The following is a 17,649-nucleotide window of genomic DNA, read 5'->3' as shown; positions in this document are numbered from 1 at the left end:
GGCAATTAGGTTTCGCCTCAGGTATTTTATTATTAATTAACTCCAATTCTTTATTAACTTAATTATTATGTGTCTAATATACATAATAAACAAGGTAATTTTTAATATTTAGAATATTTTTTAATTTATATGAAATAAAACAACATATTGACAGTTGTAACCAGGTAATGTATGATCCGGTTTAAAGACCGACTTTTAGAAAGCCAAAAGCGGCCTACTAAAAGTCGGTTTTATATAAATCAATCTGTTAAAGCCTGGTAAACCAGCGCCCTAAATTTATCTTGTATAGCGTTATGAGGCAGCGGCCAATTCTGTATAAACAGCAAACATACCAGGTGCTCTTTAGGGTCAGCCCAATACAAAGTGCCATAAAAGCCACCCCAGGCAAAAGAACCTTCACTCATACCCAGTTTTTTTGAACTGGTCTCTGAAGTAATGCCAAAACCCAGCCCAAACTTGTCTTTTTCGGGATTGAGGTACAGGTCGCCGATTTGATTGGTGGTCATTAATTGCACTGTATGGCGGGCCAGTAAACGCTGGCCGTTGTATGTGCCGCCATTCAGCATCATTTGTAAAAAGGCAGCATAATCCTTAACTGTTGAACTTAAACCCGCACCGCCAGCATAATAAGTACCGTTCACTGTAGGGTAGTCCACGCTTATAGGAGTAAATGTTCCTGCGTTCCATTTAATAAGGCGACCTTGCTTATCGGGTGTATAAACGGCTACCAGCCTGTTTTGCTTGGCCGCCGGAATGTAAAAATAAGTATCCTTCATCCCCAGCGGGTCAAAGATGCGTTCTTTAAAAAACTGGTCTAAACTTTTGCCGGATAGTTTCTCTACCAGGTAACCTAACACATCTACATTTAACCCATAGGTCCAGCGTTCGCCGGGTTGATGCACCAGTGGTAAAGTCCCAAGTTTATTGATAGAATTGGCCAGCAATATTCTATCGGTAACAAAACCAGCCTGTATACCTGCTTTACCATAAATAGCATTCATCTGGGGCGAACCAATCTGGGCATATCCTATACCTGATGTGTGAGTAAGCAGGTCGCGGATTGTTATTTCCCTTTTGGCAGGGATGGTTGTGTAAGTTGTATCCTTGTCATTATAAGTATCTAACACCCTTGGATGAGCAAACGTTGGGAGATATTTGGAGATAGGATCATCAAGTAAAAATTTCCCTTCTTCAAAAAGCATCATCACCGCCACGCTGGTAATAGCTTTAGTTTGTGATGCGATGCGAAATATAGCATCGTTGTTCATTAGCTTTTTTTGTTCCAGATCGGCAACGCCGAAAGATTTGTTATAAACTATCTTACCATTGCGGGCTATCAACGCTACTGCCCCGTTTACATATCCGGAATCAATATTTTGCTCAATCATCTTATCGATGCGTTGCAACCTTTCGTCCGAAATTTTCTCGTTAGCCGGCATGCCTGCCTGTAATGTACCCTGTGCAAAAATATTACCCGCGAGGGTTATGAATAATACGGAGGTTAATAGTTTTTTCATCTAAGGAATGAGGTCTATAATTTCTCCCAAAATAGGATTTTTTTAATTATAAAATTCAGGAAAAAGCAGCAGCAAATGCCATTTCCCTTTAAAGCGTAATGGAGGGATATATTACTGATAACCATAACGAAGAACACGATACTGCTAACGCGCCAACTTATAGGGCGAACAACCTTTTGCTTGTTCATTTAACAAAAAAAAAGTCGCCCGTTACAGGCGACCTTTCATTATATATATTGGGATATGAATAGTCTTACATAATTACCAGGTTCTTAAGCTTATTGCCTTACGCCAAAACCTCCGCGATTATCTGCAAATTGACGTCCTCCGCCCCTGTTGCCATGATCCTGGCCATTGGTATGGTCATTGTGGTTACCGCCATCATTGTGTCCGCCACCCCAATTGCCGCCCTGGTTATGGCCACCATTGTCAGGTCTTCCACCCCAGTTACCCTGATCATGCCCGTTGCCTTGGTTTGGCCGGCCTCCCCAGTTTCCACGATCACGCCCATCATTTGGCCTGCCGCCCCAATTGCCACGGTCATTATTTCTGTTGCCTCTGTCCCATCCACGGTTATCATGGTTTTGGTAAGCATATCCTCCATCATATCTTCTTTCAAAACGGCGTCCCCAGTTACCGCGGTCACCGGAATAACCACCCCATCTCTGCCTGTAAACATCATGATGCATGTAAGGGCGTCGACCACGTACCTCATACCTTGCCGCAGTACGCCAATCGTAGTTACGGTATGCACCTGGCAGGTAAGCACAGGTTACCCAGTTGTTACCATCATTGTAATAATAGTTACGGTTTGTTACGCTGTAGTAAGCTTCAACCTCTGGCAGGTAATAATAATCATCACTGTTATCATTATAATTAACCTGCGCGTTATCATCATAATAAACCGGTTCCTGAACTACAACTGGCGGAGGGGCCGGTACATAAACATGACGAACGGGTACATTAAAGCCTACATGTATTGATAATTGAGCGTTGGCTTTATTAGCTATTAAACCACTCATTGCTATTGCTGATAATATGACTATGTTTTTCATTTTGTTAAATTTTATACATCTATGACGCCCTGGCACCCCAATGGTTTAATCCATTGTTGCTATATATGTTCAAACAGCTATAAATCAGCATTTAATTTTAGCTTAGCGTTAAAAGACAAAATTTAATTCCAGCCAATTCACTTTCATTGAATAATGCTCCCTCCCAAAAACCTAAATACGTATGTGTCATACAATTACTACAAAACAGATTTCGGTATTCCCTGTATATTTATTTAATTTGATAACCAATAATCTTTACCATGAAAAACAAAAAAATATTTTTGGCATTGCTGCCTGCGGTGGCAATAACCGGCTGTATGTTATTTTTTAGCGCGTGTAAAAGCGGTGGCCCTGCTGATAAAAAAAACATCGATTCCACCGGTTCAACAACAGCACCGACAGGTGTTAATGCCGGCCTTAAACTACAAGCCGGGTTTACCGCTGCTGCTATAGCCGAAAATTTGGGTGGTACAAGAGAGATAGCTATTACCCCACAAGGCGATATTTATGTAAAACTAACCGGAGCAAAAACAGGCAAAGGCATATTATTTTTACACCAGGATGCTGATAAAGCTACTGTAAAAACATCCTTTGGGGATTTTAGCGGCACCGGTGTTTATGTAAAGAATGGCTACCTATACGCATCATCCGATGAAGAAGTTTTCCGTTATAAATTGAATGATAAAAATGAAGTGATCAACCCTAATCAACCCGAAAAAATAGTTACGGGCTTAATAAGCCGTAACGAACATGAGGCCAAGGCAATCACTTTAGATAATGATGGTAACCTGTATGTTAATATTGGCGCTTACTCCAATGCATGCCAGGTAGAAGACCGTAAAAAAGGCTCACCGGGTCAAAAGGGCTGCCCTATATTAGATTCTGCAGGTGGTATATGGCAGTTTAAGGCCGACAAGCCTAACCAGCATTATGGCGACGGCGTACGCTATGCAACCGGCCTGCGCAACGTTGTAGGGATGGACTGGAACCAGCAAAACAACCAGTTGTTTGTAATGCAGCATGGTCGTGATCAATTACATGATCTGTTCCCTGAGTACTTTACTACCAAGCAATCTGCCGAGTTACCCGCAGAATGTATGTATGCTATTAAGAAAGGCGATAACGCCGGATGGCCTTATATGTATTACGACTGGCAACAAAATAAAAAAATATTAATGCCGGAGTATGGCGGCGATGGCAAGAAAGAAGGCGGCGAAACAGCGATTAATCCCGCAGCCGCATTCCCGGGTCACCTTGCTCCTAATGGCTTGTTGTTTTATACCGGCATCCAATTCCCCGAGAAATATAAAAATGGCGCTTTCATTGCGTTCCATGGTTCATGGAACCGCGCTCCGGAGCCACAGGCTGGTTACTTTGTAGTTTTCCAACCTTTTAAAGATGGTAAAGCAAGCGGTCAATGGGAAATATTTGCTGATGGCTTTGCAGGTGGTGCAGAAAAAGCAGCATCTGGTCGCGCCGAACACCGCCCATGCGGACTGGCGCAAGGCCCCGATGGTTCTTTATATGTAACAGACGATAGTAAGGGAACTATTTATAAGATAACCTATAAGAAAGGCTAAAGGCTAAAGGCTAAAGGCTAAAGGCTAAAGGCTAAAGGCTAAAGGCTAAAGGCTAAAGGCTAAAGGCTAAAGGCTAAAGGCTAAAGGCTAAAGGCTAAAGGCTAAAGGCTAAAGGCTAAAGGCTAAAAAAATAGCGATGGTAAAACCATCGCTATTTTTTTAGTTAATTTCCAGAAAAGCTTTCCGCTTTAAGCCTTAAGCTTTCTGCTTTTTTACTCCGTAATATGATAAGTGTAGGCCAGCGTATGTTCCATTTTTGAGCGCACACGTTTTAGGCTTTGTTCAATATCAGCCCTTTCTTCATTTACCGTAACATCCATAAATGCTTTATGGTAGTAGGTTAAAGCATTTGTCCATTGCTTGTTTTTTTCATAGAATAAGCCAAGCAAATCGTAAATACCGGCGGTATCTACTCCGGGCGTATTAAGAGCCTTGACAGATACGGTGTTTACCAGTTTTTCCATATTTAAAAAAACAAGCAGATCAAGGTAATCTGTATAATTATCAGGAAAAGATGGTTCAAGCTCCATACAGGTTTTAAAGTGATAGCCTGCGGTTTGGTAATCTTTAATTTCGTAATAATATATCATGCCCAGCTGGTGGTGTGCACGTGCGTATAAAGGATCATTGCTGATGATCTCGTTCAGTAACTTAAGTCCTTTAGTAGTTTTTCCATAGGAGAGCTTATCCACGGCCTGCAAATACTTTTCCTCTATAGTATAATAAGTGTCCATAAATTTGTTATGTGATAAAATGCCTGCTTAACGCAAACTAATTGAATAAATAATGATGTAATAAATTCTGTCGGTGTAATTAAGTTATTTCGCTAAACCGGACTTGAGAAGAGTATTATTGATGCATAACCCTTCTGCTGTGCTCCCTTGGACCACATTGTTTTTTCGCAGAATGAATATTTTAACAGCATCATTTATTTTTTTACAAATTTACAATTAATGTTGGAGAATGCAAAATGTGAGGCTGATGATGACATTGCGGAGAACTTTGGATAAAACCAAGTCAACCAATTAATTTACATTTTTTATAGAGCCGTAGGCTCGAAAGATCTTATAGCAACGGATTTTAATCCGTTGGATTGTAAATGAATTAAAAAAGAGTGCCGTAGGCACGGCGCATTTTGTTTTTAATGGGCTACCTGCGTTTCTTGCATGCTAAATAACCTTTAGCATGCTTAACACATAGGCCGAACCTATGGTTCTTTTTATGCGCTGCTTCTTTTTCAACGGATTAAAATCCGTTGTTACAATATTAGCCGTGGCTATGCCACTCTGCGGCAACCGTTTTAAACAAAGGAAACATACAGATCCTTAAGCTGCCACAATATTAGCCGTGGCTATGCCACTCTGCGGCAACTTTTTTAAACAAAGGTAATATCCAGATCCTTAAGCCGCTATAGCCGCGTTAACCTTAGTACCTTCTATCAAAAAATTGTTTTTCAGTTCTCTTTCTGATACAATTACGCTAAAATCATTGTACTTAATGCCGTGTTCCAGCGGGTAAAGGGTATAGCCTCTTTTCAGGGCGTCATACGTTCCAAGCTCGAAAATTTCGTCTTGTTGCTTTCCTTTTATTTTCGCGCCGCTTACTAACTGGTAAGCGTCGGATATGGTTTCAAAATTATTGTTTTTCATGGTATTGATTCCATTACAATTATTTTGCCAATTTTTAACCAAACCAATTGAAAAGGTCATTTTGCTTTAGAGCAGCTTTTTGTTTTTTATTTAAATCATTGATTATCAAACCCTCACTCATTTGTATTATTCTTGTTCCATAATTATAGGCGTCTTTTAAATTATGGGTGATGAGTATTGCAGTCAGTTTAAAATCGGCTATCAGTTTATCAGCCGTCCGCATCACTACCTCTGCAGATCGTGGATCAAGTGCGGCAGTGGGTTCATCCAATAGTAAAACCTTGCAGCTATCCATCACACTCATTAAAAGCGTTAACGCCTGGCGCTGCCCGCCTGATAGTGTACCCATAGATTGCTCAATCTTATTCTCCAACCCCATACCCAGCGTAGCAATCTTGTCTTTTACCTCCTGCTTAAACTTATCATCAATACCAATGGAAAGTCCTTTGGGTTTTGTGCGAATAGCTGCCAGCCGGAAATTATCAAGAATACTCAGATCAGATGCCGTGCCGCTCATTGGATTTTGGAAAACACGGGCTATCCATTGGCTGCGCTTATAATCGGCAAGCCTGGTTACATCATTTTCATCAATAATGATAGTCCCCTTATCCGGTATCACGCTCCCTGCTACCAGGTTCAATAGTGTAGTTTTACCTGAGCCGTTTGAGCCTACGATCACCAAAAATTCCTCATTTTTAATATCCAGGCTGATGCCATTTACCGCGTTTACCTGGTTAGCCTTACCCCTGTTAAAAACTTTATGAACATCATTAATAACTATCATGAGGCTTTGTTGAATGATAAACGGGGTAAACTAACTATGAGCAATACAAAAGCGGCAGTAACCAATTTTAGCAGGTTAGGGTCAACGCCTATGGCTAATGTAAGGGCAAGTACCATTTGAAATATTACCGCGCCGGTAAGCACCAAAATTAAACTGAGCCACACTTTAGTAATGCGAAACCAGTTGATGAGCGTTTCGGCAATGATGACCGAGCCCAATCCTATAATCACTATCCCTATCCCCATGCTGATATCGGCAAAACCCTGAAACTGCACTATTAAATATCCACTCAATGCAGTAAGCGCGTTGGCCAGCGCAAGCCCGGTGATCTTCATCCTATCCGTATTTACGCCCAGGGCACGAATCATGGACTCGCTGTTGCCCGTAGCCCTCATGGCTATGCCAAAATCTGTTTTGAGCAGGTAGCCGATTAAAACCGTAACCACCACTACAAAAATTGAAATAATGATCAGTGTATTCTGATTAGGATCAGCTATCAGATGCAGGTTGTTAAACAATGCGGGCAGGTTGCTCACCGGTAAATTTGATCGTCCTAAAACAATCAGGTTAACAGAGTAAAGCCCCGTCATGACAAGGATACCAGCCAGCAGGGCATTTATTTTAAGCTTGGTATGGATTAATCCGGTTAACGCGCCTGCTAATGCACCCGCAATAATAACCACAGGTAAAATAACCCAGGTAGATTGATGGTGGGTAAGCATAATACCGGTAACCGCGCCACCCAGCGTATAACTTCCGTCGGTTGTAATATCGGGAATGTTAAATATTTTCATAGAGATATAAATACCCAGCGCAATGGCCGAATAACATAGTCCCTGTAATAAGGCGGTAAGGTAAAAATCCATATTTGAAAGCCGAAAGCCTAAGTATCTTAAAATCGATATCGTGTATATATTATTTGTGATTTATTTAACAGCCTCGAAATTTGATGGGATAGTAATGTTGTACTTTTTAGCGGCAGCAGCGTTATAAACCCTCTTCCTTACTTTTACCATTTCCCACTTTAAACCGTCCGTTTTATGCGTTTTTAAATATTGGGCCGCCTGCTCACCTGCCTGGTATCCCCATTGGTAAATATCAGCACCAAAAGCGGCAACTGCGCCACGCTGTACCAAACCGGCTTCGCTGGTAAATATGGGCACATTTTTTTCGTTACAGCTTTTCAAAATCGTCTCGAACGAGGCAAATACGGTATTATCCGGGTTAGCAAAAAATGCATCTATATTTTTACTTAACAGGCTTTGTGTAACCAGCTGTGCATCGGCAGATGTATTTACAGGAAGGGCAACAATGGTAACATTCTGACTGGCAGCCAGTGATTTGATACGGTCAACGGCATCTGCCGATTGCGGCTCTGCCTGGTTATAAATCATCCCGACCACAAGCTTTGCGCCTTTTGGTTTTATTAATTTAGGGATGATAGAAAATGAAGTATCAATGTAGTTCAACTCTTCCAATGCGCCAAACAGGTTAGCTGGGGCTTTGCCACTGGCATCAAGTACCTTCATCCGCTCTGGCACGGGCGATACCATGGCAAAATCAGGAATGCTTTTAGTATTTTGCAAAGCAGTTACTGTGGCCAGTGTAGTACAGGTGGCCAACAGATCAACCTTTTCTGATATAAAATAATTTACAATTTGTGTTAGCGTAGGGATATTGCCCTGGGCGTTGCGGTATTCTATCTGTACTGTTTTCTTTTCTTCGCTAAATGCGTTCTTTTTTAGGGCATCGATAAAACCAATACGGGCCTGGGATATGGTAGCATCTTCAAAAGCATCAACAAAACCAACAACAGGCACATCAACAGCCCGGGGCTTTGGCTTGCACGATACCATTAAAACCAATAAAAACGCGGCGGGTATATATTTGAAAAACTTCATTGTACTAAGTTATATATTTGAGGTGAAAGGTAAAAGTTTTCTTAAATCGTCATCGCCAGTAACAAAATTTCGCGAAATTATGAGCTGGAAATGACGTTACTGAATGGCAGCGAGTCGACTCACCCCGACATCGCTGCGCTTGTCACCCCTCTCTCCGCTTCGCGCATAGAGGGGGCTTGAAAATTTTCCCGACCCTCTTTCCACCGCAGGTGAAGAGAGGGTCGGCCAGCGGAGCGTAGCCGGGTGAGTCGGTTGCCTGCTTTCAAAGCTGACGTTTGTATAAAAGGAAACAGATGATAACGTATTGAGAGGAGCTTGAGATTAAATTATATTTTAACTTGCTCCACCAGCTCCTCCAGCAAACCCACCTGCCCGGGATTGATCTTAATCAATGCCTGCTCAATACTAAACCACTCTCCCCTATCCACTTCCGGAAATTGCTGAATCTTACCGGATTTTGGCGGCCATTCCATTTCAAAAAAATTGCTTTTGATGTTATGATGGTCAATATCGCCCTCAACAGCCCAGGCCTGTACTATTTTGCCGCTTTTTTGTTTAATTGGATTGAGTTTTATAAACCGGCCATCAATATACTTGCCTGTTTCTTCATAAAATTCACGTTTCGCGGCATCCAGTGGGTCTTCCTCATCTTCATACTCGCCCTTGGGGATAGACCACGCGCCATCATCTTTGTTTTTCCAAAAGGGGCCACCCGGATGCACCAGGAAAACCTGCATTATATTGTTCACCCTTCGGTATAGGAGTACTCCGGCACTCTGTTTGGGCATAATCTTAATTTTATAAATACAATAAATAAACTTATAACAGGCTTTCAGCTTTTTGCACTAAGCTTTTAGCTTTTTATATACAAGCGTAAAGTAATATTGTTATTTTTATATCGAAACCCAATCACTAAAATAATTCAAATCATGGCAGACGAAAGATGGAGTAAATTTAAAGTTACTGCGGATTTTGATACAGATGTACGCAGTATTTACGAGGCCTGGGCAACTCCTGCAGGTCTTGAGAAATGGTTTTTGCGTAAGGCAGACTTTTACGCTATTGCCGGCCGCCTGCGCGATCCCGAAGAATTTATAAAAAAAGAAGATACCTATTCCTGGTACTGGCATGGCTATGATGATACCACGGTTGAGAACGGCCAGGTGTTAGAGAATAATGGCAGCGATCTGCTTAAATTCACCTTTTCGGGAGGAAGCATAGTTACGGTAGATATTCAAAATAAATACGGGTTAACGGTTGTGGAGCTAACACAGGAAAACATTCCGGAAGAAAGCGATCCATCCAAAAACTTATATGTACAATGCCAGGTGGGCTGGACGTTTTATCTCACTAATCTTAAATCGGTTATCGAGAATGGTAATGATCTTCGCAATAAACGCACAGACCTGGCCAGTAATTTCAAATAAATTCATTTTTGGCTGACATATTAAACCCACAATATTTTTAGCTTTGAAGCTAATCAAACGTCCCCCCTTTAGGGGACCGGAGGGGTTTATGTTTACAGGCATTATAGAAACTTTAGGGAAAGTAACCGATCTGAAACAAGATCAGGGAAATTTACATATCACGGTTGAATCGGCAATTGCACATGAATTGAAGATTGATCAGTCGGTTGCGCACAATGGGGTTTGCCTCACAGTGATAGCCCTGGGCGATGGCTTTCATGTGGTTACAGCTATTGACGAAACCCTGAGTAAAACCAACCTGGCACACCTAAAAACCGGCGAACCTATAAACCTGGAACGCTGCATGCAAATGAACGCCCGGCTTGATGGCCATATTGTACAAGGCCACGTAGACCAAACCGCTGTGTGCACGGCATTCAAGGAGCACGATGGCAGCTGGGAATATACCTTTGAATATGATGCAGCCAGTGGTAATGTTACTGTTGAAAAAGGGTCTATCTGCGTAAACGGCATCAGCCTAACCGTAGTAAACTCTAAAGCCAATAGTTTTTCGGTAGCCATTATACCTTATACTTTTGAGCATACCAACCTGCATAACGTGCGCGAAGGCTCTACGGTTAACCTGGAGTTTGATATTATCGGCAAATACGTAGCCCGCTTAATGAACCGCTAACGCGACAGCTCATTAGCCCTTGCCTGTGCATAAGCCACATATTTTTGCTGCTTAGCCGTAATTTTACTGCCCGCGAACTTTTTGTAATACTTTATCGCAAGTTTTTTGTTTTTAAGCGATCCATCATACATGGTTGCCATGAGGTAGTAAATGATAGGTTTCTCCTCAAACTGCAAGGCTTTTTGGTAAGCAGAGATAGCTGCTTTGTATCGCAACTTTATATCATAACTATCGGCCATTTCTGCATAATAATCACTGATGTTGGGCGAGATACCTGCTTCGATGGCTTTAGCCAGGTTTTCAATGGCCGATGATTGATCTTTTAAAGCTTTGTAGGCCAAAGCAGCAATATAATAACTGGTTTCTGATTGATTAACCTGCGGTATGTTTGCAAAAGTTTCCGCACTGCAGGCATATTCTTTTAAATTATAATAGGCAGATTCCAGTTTGGTTAGCACATAGCCCGATTGAGCGCCTAACGCGATCAGCTTTAAACACGTGGCCTTTTCTTCGGCATACTTATTTTCGGCAGAGGTTAGTTTAAGCAAGCTTTGCAGCAATACAATATTATCAGGATCCTGGGTTATTGCCGCGTTCAGCACCTTATCGGCCAGATCTATCTTTTTTAAACTTACATACACATCGCTCAGGTCTGATGCTACGTCGGCTTCGGCGGGGTTTATCCGGTTTGCTTTTTCAAGGTAATTCACCATCGCTATAAAGTCGCTTTTATCCATGGCAATTTTGCCCAATTGCTTAAACACTAAAAAACTGGTGGTATCCTTCTGACTCAAAATCTTATAATACATTTCGGCCTTTACATTATTCCCCCTGCGCAGGTTTATAGCGCCCAGGCTATACAACACCGCATTGTTTGTGGAATCAATGTTATACATGCGTTGATAATAGCCTTCCGCATCGGACAGCTTACCTGCCATTTGCGATGTATAGGCCAGCTTGCTCAAAACCTTTATATCGGTCACCGGCTCGGGATAAATTTTTTTGAGCAAATCGGCAGCTTCGGAAAAGCGCTGGTTTTGGTAGTAATCAAGCAGTAAAGCATCGTTTGCAGCAGGCAATTGCTGGGCACCAGCCGTTTTAAACAAGCAGATCAAAAAAGAGAGGATTAATATATTTCTCATATCAACTAATTGATTAGTTATTTTAAACTAAATTATTAGTTATAGATGAATTATCCAAATGGTAAACAATTTTTATTATTTGGAGTTAACTATATATAATTAGAATTAAAAAACACAACACTATGGATAAGTTAAAGAAATTCGGACTGATGGAAAAAATTGTCCATGAATTAGAGGATTTGAAGAATAGCCAGCAGGCCATTATCACCAAGCTTGCCAAAATTGAAGTTGACAATATAGAGTTAGGCGATAAGAGACTGGAGAGAGACCTGCCCGACATGCATCAACGTGTAGCCGATAACCTGGACACTATTGCAAGCATCCTGCAAGATTTTGCTACCCAAACCGACACCTTTAGCGACAAGAACAATATCGCAGCATTGAAGGAACAGGACGCTATTGACAAATTGTAAAAAAAGTAAAATCCCCGGAAGCGGGGATTTACTTTTTTGCGGATTTTTCGGCTTCTTTCTGTCTGTTATGATTGTATTTCCCTATTGCTTTAAAATATTTTTTTTGTTGAATATCTTTTAAAGCATCAATATCATCACCTACAATCTCCTTTAAATTTTCTTCATTATATTTAACGATGGGGCCATCATCATGTAGTTGGATTCCAACAACCAGACTCTGATTATAGTATTCCTCACTTAAACATGAATAAACATTAATATCGCCCGATATGACTTTGAACATCCAACAAGAGTCTTTAGCAATACCTTTCCAAATTTTTTCCACAGTATTACTTTTAAAAGCAAATCTGGGATCAGGAACTAAAGCAAAGCCAATACGTTCAATGCCAAGAGTTTGATCAGGATATATTTTTTGATTTCTGTTCGAATCACTTCTTGGCAGATTTTTATCTACATAAAGCAAGTAAGTTTTATGGGTAGCTTCGTCGGTTAAAATCCGTGAATCTATCTCCTTCCGGCTACCATCTGCCATGGTTGCAAAAAACTTATGTTTGAAGTTAAAATCGCCCCTATTGAGCATCATCATGCTCATCCTGTTCATCATGTTAATGCTAATCTGTATGCTCTGATTATTTACCATTGCATTTATTGCTGCCATATTCTGGGCCAACGATATTTTCCCGGCCAAAACAATTAAAAGGACTAAAATATATTTAAAAACAGGTTTCATCGTGATTATTCAGGTATGCTAATATATGACTTGAAAAGCATATAAAGAATATACATTACATAAGCATTAAAACAAAATCGGGGTTCCCGTTAGCAAACCAGGTGTTTATTAATTGGCTGTATGGGGCTGGCCAACCCTTTATACGCGCAAAACGAATTTGGCGCAAGGCTTCTTCTTTATCCCTATAGCATTTGGCTAAATGAGAATTTACGGAATTTTAGAATTAACAGAATGACTAATTAAAGCCTCAATATTTTGTTATCTATATACCTTTTTCAAAATCATCTCCTTTAGTTAGCACTTAGGAGACTCTCTCTACTGATATTGTATATATATCGGACTTGGCTTTAAAGCCAATACCTCTTTGGGTGTAAGCATCCTATGCGGAACATTCTTTATATCGTTTTTATAAAACAACTTAAATCCTGTAAACTGTACCGGTTCGCCGGCTACAAAGTATTTATAGGTGCCTTTTTTCAACTCGGGGCCACCCCAGCCATCCATATCCATTATAAACTGCACATCGTTGCGTAGTTTAATATCCTGGTAATTGGTAACCATGCGTTTGGTAAAGCGGTGAACCACAAACATTTTAGGAGGCAGGTTATATTTTTTAACCAATGAACTCAGGTAACCTGATACATAATTGATATCATCCGCATCAAAAGTGCCAATACGTTTGCCCGGCACACTCCCCTCTTTCATAGAAAATTCAGGGTCGATACCGAAGTGGACATTGGGCATTTTCAAATATTTTTCTAATAATGGTAACTCTGTTTGTACAGTGCTAAACCCCACCTGGATATCCAAAAAGACCAAAGCGTTCATGCTCTTCGCCATGTCAATCACTTTATCTATCTGGCTAAAAGGCATCCTTAGGTTGTGCAATCCATTCCTGCCTGCATCGGCCTGGGCGGTTACACAAATGTAGTGCAGGGCGGGGATTACAGGGGTAAGCGTATCTGCTTGTTCCCAGTTTTTACATTCGGCTTTTAATTTGGCCATCATCACCTTGGGTTCAAACTCGCCCAGTATACCCATGTTTTTGGAATACATATTACCATAAAAGGCAACAATGCGGTTAAAAGGTAAAATAGCGCCCGGCAGCGGTACCGGCGATTTTTTAACCGGCCATTTACCGGTTTTATCACCATTGGCCAAATTCTTCATCAATGAATCATACCGCATGGTATCAATCATCGCTACACTTTTCAGCGTAGTATCTTTTTTGCCTGGGCCAGTAGCATTATTGGCGTAAGCTTTATTTAATGAACCTGATAAAAAAACAGCCGTAACTGCCAAAAATGTAAATACCGCTGTAATCCTTCTCATCTATAAAATTAAGTACTGTATATTATTCAATACTCTTACCACGCATTGCCGTACTTATCGCCTGATCCATCAGTCGCTCGGCAAAGGGGCGGGTGTATTCATTTATTTCATCTATGTTTTTCAGTATCAAATCCTTATCGCCTGTAGCAATAGCATCTTTTAATGATGCCAGGTGCTTGTTGGTCTGTTCGATTTCATCTGCTGATACATAGCTGCCGTTCTTTTGCAAAAACCGCTCCACGGTGTAAACCATTTGCTCGCCTTCGGTACGGGCTTCTACCAGCATACGCTGACTTACATCGTCTTTAGCATGGGTTATACTATCCATCAGCATCTGTTCCACCTGCTCATCGGTAATACCATAGGTAGGTTTTACTTCCACTTCCTGCTTTACGCCAGAACGGAGTTCAATAGCTTGTATGGTTAATATCCCGTCGGCATTCAGCAAAAAGTTAATATCAACCTTCGGGAAGCCGGCTGGCATGCTGGGGATACCTTTGAGGTTAAACTCAGCTAATTTACGATTCTCTTTAATCAGGTCGCGTTCACCCTGGTAAACGGCTATTTTCATGTTTACCTGGCCATCAATAGAGGTAGTATACTGCCTACCTCCTTTAGTTGGCACTTTACTGTTACGTGGGATAATTACATCCATCAAGCCGCCCATGGTTTCGATACCAAGAGAAAGCGGCGTAACATCAAGCAGTAAAATATCTTTGCGGTTACCGGCCAAAATATCAGCCTGGATGGCAGCGCCCAAGGCAACTACCTCATCGGGGTTAAGATCATCATGCACCGGGCGACCGAAAAACTCTGCCACCATTTTCTTAACCAATGCTGTGCGGGTTGATCCGCCAACCATCACTACTTCATCAATCTCCTGTATGGTAAGCTTGGCATCTTTCAACGCGTTTTGGCAACTGGTAATGGTTTGCTGCACTTTAGGCATAATTAGCTGCTCAAAAGTATTCCTATCAAGCGTACACCATATCTCTCCTATCTTTTCGTTAAACAGGCTTTGGTGAGCAAAGGCTTTTTTGGCCTCTTCGGCTTTAAGGCGCAGTTGCTGTGCCAGTTCATTATTGGCAATTATTTCGGCTTTGTTAAGGTTATTTTTTTCTATCCAGTAATCAACTATGATCCTGTCGAAGTCATCACCGCCTAAAAAGGTATCGCCATTGGTTGCCAATACCTCAAATATGCCATTCTGTATCTGCAGGATGGAAACATCAAAGGTACCACCACCCAAATCATAAACGGCTATGGTTTTGGTTTCTTCGGGATCAAGGCCTATGCCGTAAGCTAAACTTGCAGCTGTTGGTTCGTTCACGATTCGTAAAACATCCAAGCCGGCCAATTTACCGGCGTCGCGGGTTGCCTGGCGTTGCGAATCGTTAAAATATGCAGGCACGGTTATTACCGCACGGTTCACCGGGGTTTTAATAGCGTGCTCGGCACGGGCCTTCAACTCTTTAAGTATCAGGGCCGATAATTCTATCGGTGTATAAAACTTATCACCTACTTTTATCTTAACCAGGCTTTCGGTATCATCATCAATAACTTTGTACGAGAAAAAGTCCTTATAATTTTCGATATCATGATAACTACGACCCAGCAAACGCTTTACAGAAAAAACGGTATTCTGCGGATCGGTAATTAAATAGTCCTTAGCCTCGTTACCTACAAGCACATCACCCGTTGGGCCAAAATGCACCACTGAAGGCACCAGGACACCCCGGCCTAAATCGTTTATTACTTGCGGATTTTTATCAGGATTGATGAACGCCACCAACGAATTGGTGGTACCCAAATCAATACCTACAATAATATCTTCCTTTTGTATAGAACCTGTTGCCAGGTTGATAGAAACTTTAGCCATTACTTTTACTTAACAAACCGCAAATGTACTTAGTTTTGACTGATGCAGTGTCTTTTCAATCTCTAATTATTAAATTCAGTTAAAAGGGGCTATGATTGTCTCTTAATGATTTAGTCTGAACCGGGATTAGACGGATTTATCAGATGTGTTGGATTTTGATTTGCATCCTTTAAAAATCCAATAATCCAAAAAATCTGTTTAATCCCGGTCCAAACAATTACGCTGCAACAGCCTCCACGACCTTTGCTTTCTTTTCAAAAACCAGCAGCGACAATAACAGCAAAAAGCCGATCACAAAAAAGCCATCCAGCACTAATGCAGAATCGCGCATTTCATCAGTTATATCCTCCACAAAACCAAAGGTGAATAAACCTACCACAATGGATAGTTTCTCGGTAACATCATAAAAACTGAAGTATGATGCGGTATCCGGGATATTTTGTGGAATATATTTGGAATAGGTTGACCTGGATAAGGACTGAACAGCGCCCATAACAATCCCTACAAATACTGCTGCCACATAAAATTGGTGAGCATTGGCAATAAAGTAAACTCCGGCACATATTACACACCAAACAGCCACTATGACCGACAAGGTTTTTATGTTACCATATTTCTCGGATGCTTTTGCTGTAATAGCGGCGCCGATGATAGCCACTACCTGTATTATCAAAATAATAGTGATCAGATCTTCATCGGGCATTTTAAGCTCTTTGGCAGCAAAATTAGCCGCCACCAGCATAATGGTTTGCACTCCTACGGAGTAAAAGAAAAATGCAGGTAAAAACCGTTTCAATAAAGGAAGTTGTTTAACCCGTTTAAAAACCTTAGCCAGCTCTTTAAATCCACCGGTAAATACATTGTACTCATGTGAGCCGGCATTGGGTACTCCTTTTGGCAGCAGGTAAAACGGAATCAGCGAGAAACCTATCCACCATAAGGCCACGATGAGAAATGATAACCGGGCCGAAAAATCTTCGGTTATACCTAACCATTTGTGCCCCAATACAAATACAAAACAAAGTATTTGCACTACAATACTACCTGCAAAGCCATATATAAAACCCTTGGCACTTACGGCATCCTGCCTATCAACGGTCGCTATCTGGGGCAGATAGGAGTTATAAAACACAAAGCCACCACAATAGCCAACAGAAGCCAAGCCGAAACAGATCATACCAAACTCAAAGGTTTCCATCTTAAAAAAGAACAAACCAAAACAAGCAAGTGTACCCAGCCAGGTAAAAAGCTGCATGTACAATTTTTTATGGCCTTTATAATCTGCAATAGATGTTAATATAGGCAAGAGCACTACAATAATGAGGTATGAGAGCCCGAGAATATAATTAGACAAAACCGTGTTTACATATTTATGCCCAAAGAAGGACACCATCCCACCTGGATTTTTATCCTGGGTAATACCCACATAGTAAGCCGGGAATATGGTAGATGTGATCACCATATTGTATGACTGGTTGGCCCAATCAAACATAGCCCAGGCCCAGATAGTTTTTTTATCGTTTTTTTCTTTCATTGTTAAGGTTGATGGAGTGAATGGTTGATATTG

At 41.2% G+C, this 17,649-nt stretch carries 17 protein-coding genes; 4 read left to right on the top strand and 13 right to left on the bottom strand.

Annotation, left to right across the window (positions count from 1 at the left end; all coding sequences use genetic code 11):
• Positions 1-239: 239 nt before the first annotated feature.
• Complete coding sequence (locus AC1DYB_RS02230) at positions 240-1,517, bottom strand: serine hydrolase domain-containing protein (protein WP_295716279.1); 1,278 nt, start codon at positions 1,515-1,517, stop codon at positions 240-242.
• Positions 1,518-1,795: 278 nt separating this feature from the next.
• Entirely contained in the window at positions 1,796-2,572 is a 777-nt protein-coding gene (locus AC1DYB_RS02225) for a hypothetical protein (protein ID WP_477432049.1), read from the bottom strand.
• Positions 2,573-2,832: 260 nt separating this feature from the next.
• Here AC1DYB_RS02225 and AC1DYB_RS02220 point away from each other — a divergent pair, with 260 nt between their 5' ends.
• A complete protein-coding gene (locus AC1DYB_RS02220) occupies positions 2,833-4,152 on the top strand; it encodes a PQQ-dependent sugar dehydrogenase (RefSeq protein WP_477432047.1) in 1,320 nt (439 codons plus the stop codon).
• 212 nt (positions 4,153-4,364) lie between these two features.
• On the opposite strand, the gene AC1DYB_RS02215 is transcribed toward AC1DYB_RS02220, so the two are convergent.
• The 6 genes from AC1DYB_RS02215 to AC1DYB_RS02190 all read right to left on the bottom strand — a co-directional run bounded on the left by AC1DYB_RS02215 (position 4,365) and on the right by AC1DYB_RS02190 (position 9,274).
• Positions 4,365-4,886 carry a tetratricopeptide repeat protein gene (locus AC1DYB_RS02215; protein WP_295712998.1) on the bottom strand — a complete coding sequence of 174 codons (522 nt, stop codon included), beginning with the start codon at positions 4,884-4,886 and terminating at the stop codon, positions 4,365-4,367.
• A gap of 666 nt (positions 4,887-5,552) precedes the next feature.
• Entirely contained in the window at positions 5,553-5,801 is a 249-nt protein-coding gene (locus AC1DYB_RS02210; RefSeq protein ID WP_295713001.1) for a hypothetical protein, read from the bottom strand.
• Positions 5,802-5,835: 34 nt separating this feature from the next.
• Positions 5,836-6,585 (bottom strand): ABC transporter ATP-binding protein, encoded by a 750-nt coding sequence (locus tag AC1DYB_RS02205; protein WP_477432044.1) that lies wholly within the window; start codon positions 6,583-6,585, stop codon positions 5,836-5,838.
• Positions 6,582-7,451 carry an ABC transporter permease gene (locus AC1DYB_RS02200; protein ID WP_477432042.1) on the bottom strand — a complete coding sequence of 290 codons (870 nt, stop codon included), beginning with the start codon at positions 7,449-7,451 and terminating at the stop codon, positions 6,582-6,584. Before AC1DYB_RS02200 ends, AC1DYB_RS02205 begins: the two co-directional genes overlap by 4 nt.
• A 60-nt stretch (positions 7,452-7,511) precedes the next feature.
• Positions 7,512-8,486 carry an ABC transporter substrate-binding protein gene (locus AC1DYB_RS02195; protein ID WP_477432040.1) on the bottom strand — a complete coding sequence of 325 codons (975 nt, stop codon included), beginning with the start codon at positions 8,484-8,486 and terminating at the stop codon, positions 7,512-7,514.
• A 326-nt stretch (positions 8,487-8,812) separates the two neighbouring features.
• Positions 8,813-9,274: an NUDIX hydrolase gene (locus AC1DYB_RS02190; protein WP_477432038.1), complete on the bottom strand. Its 462-nt coding sequence runs from the start codon at positions 9,272-9,274 to the stop codon at positions 8,813-8,815.
• 141 nt (positions 9,275-9,415) lie between these two features.
• On the opposite strand from AC1DYB_RS02190, the gene AC1DYB_RS02185 reads away from it, so the two are divergent.
• Positions 9,416-9,913 (top strand): SRPBCC family protein, encoded by a 498-nt coding sequence (locus AC1DYB_RS02185; protein WP_295713017.1) that lies wholly within the window; start codon positions 9,416-9,418, stop codon positions 9,911-9,913.
• Between the two features lie 88 nt (positions 9,914-10,001).
• Positions 10,002-10,586 (top strand): riboflavin synthase, encoded by a 585-nt coding sequence (locus AC1DYB_RS02180; protein WP_477432632.1) that lies wholly within the window; start codon positions 10,002-10,004, stop codon positions 10,584-10,586.
• On the opposite strand, the gene AC1DYB_RS02175 is transcribed toward AC1DYB_RS02180, so the two are convergent.
• On the bottom strand, positions 10,583-11,728 hold the full coding sequence (locus AC1DYB_RS02175) for a hypothetical protein (RefSeq protein ID WP_477432036.1): 1,146 nt from the start codon (positions 11,726-11,728) through the stop codon (positions 10,583-10,585). The two genes, AC1DYB_RS02180 and AC1DYB_RS02175, sit on opposite strands and share 4 nt — an antisense overlap.
• A gap of 122 nt (positions 11,729-11,850) precedes the next feature.
• Between AC1DYB_RS02175 and AC1DYB_RS02170 the strand changes: the two genes are divergently transcribed.
• Complete coding sequence (locus AC1DYB_RS02170; RefSeq protein WP_295713023.1) at positions 11,851-12,141, top strand: hypothetical protein; 291 nt, start codon at positions 11,851-11,853, stop codon at positions 12,139-12,141.
• Between the two features lie 28 nt (positions 12,142-12,169).
• Here AC1DYB_RS02170 and AC1DYB_RS02165 read toward each other — a convergent pair whose 3' ends face one another.
• The 4 genes from AC1DYB_RS02165 to AC1DYB_RS02150 all read right to left on the bottom strand — a co-directional run bounded on the left by AC1DYB_RS02165 (position 12,170) and on the right by AC1DYB_RS02150 (position 17,616).
• Entirely contained in the window at positions 12,170-12,871 is a 702-nt protein-coding gene (locus AC1DYB_RS02165; protein ID WP_477432034.1) for a hypothetical protein, read from the bottom strand.
• A gap of 315 nt (positions 12,872-13,186) precedes the next feature.
• On the bottom strand, positions 13,187-14,203 hold the full coding sequence (locus tag AC1DYB_RS02160) for a hypothetical protein (RefSeq protein ID WP_477432032.1): 1,017 nt from the start codon (positions 14,201-14,203) through the stop codon (positions 13,187-13,189).
• A gap of 22 nt (positions 14,204-14,225) precedes the next feature.
• Complete coding sequence (gene hscA, locus AC1DYB_RS02155; protein ID WP_477432030.1) at positions 14,226-16,082, bottom strand: Fe-S protein assembly chaperone HscA; 1,857 nt, start codon at positions 16,080-16,082, stop codon at positions 14,226-14,228.
• A 217-nt stretch (positions 16,083-16,299) separates the two neighbouring features.
• Positions 16,300-17,616, bottom strand: a complete 1,317-nt coding sequence (locus AC1DYB_RS02150; RefSeq protein WP_477432028.1) for an MFS transporter — start codon at positions 17,614-17,616, stop codon at positions 16,300-16,302.
• Positions 17,617-17,649: the final 33 nt, after the last annotated feature.

The sequence above is a fragment of the Mucilaginibacter sp. P2_A4 genome, assembly GCF_056405015.1.
This window is presented reverse-complemented; position numbering and strand designations above follow the sequence as displayed.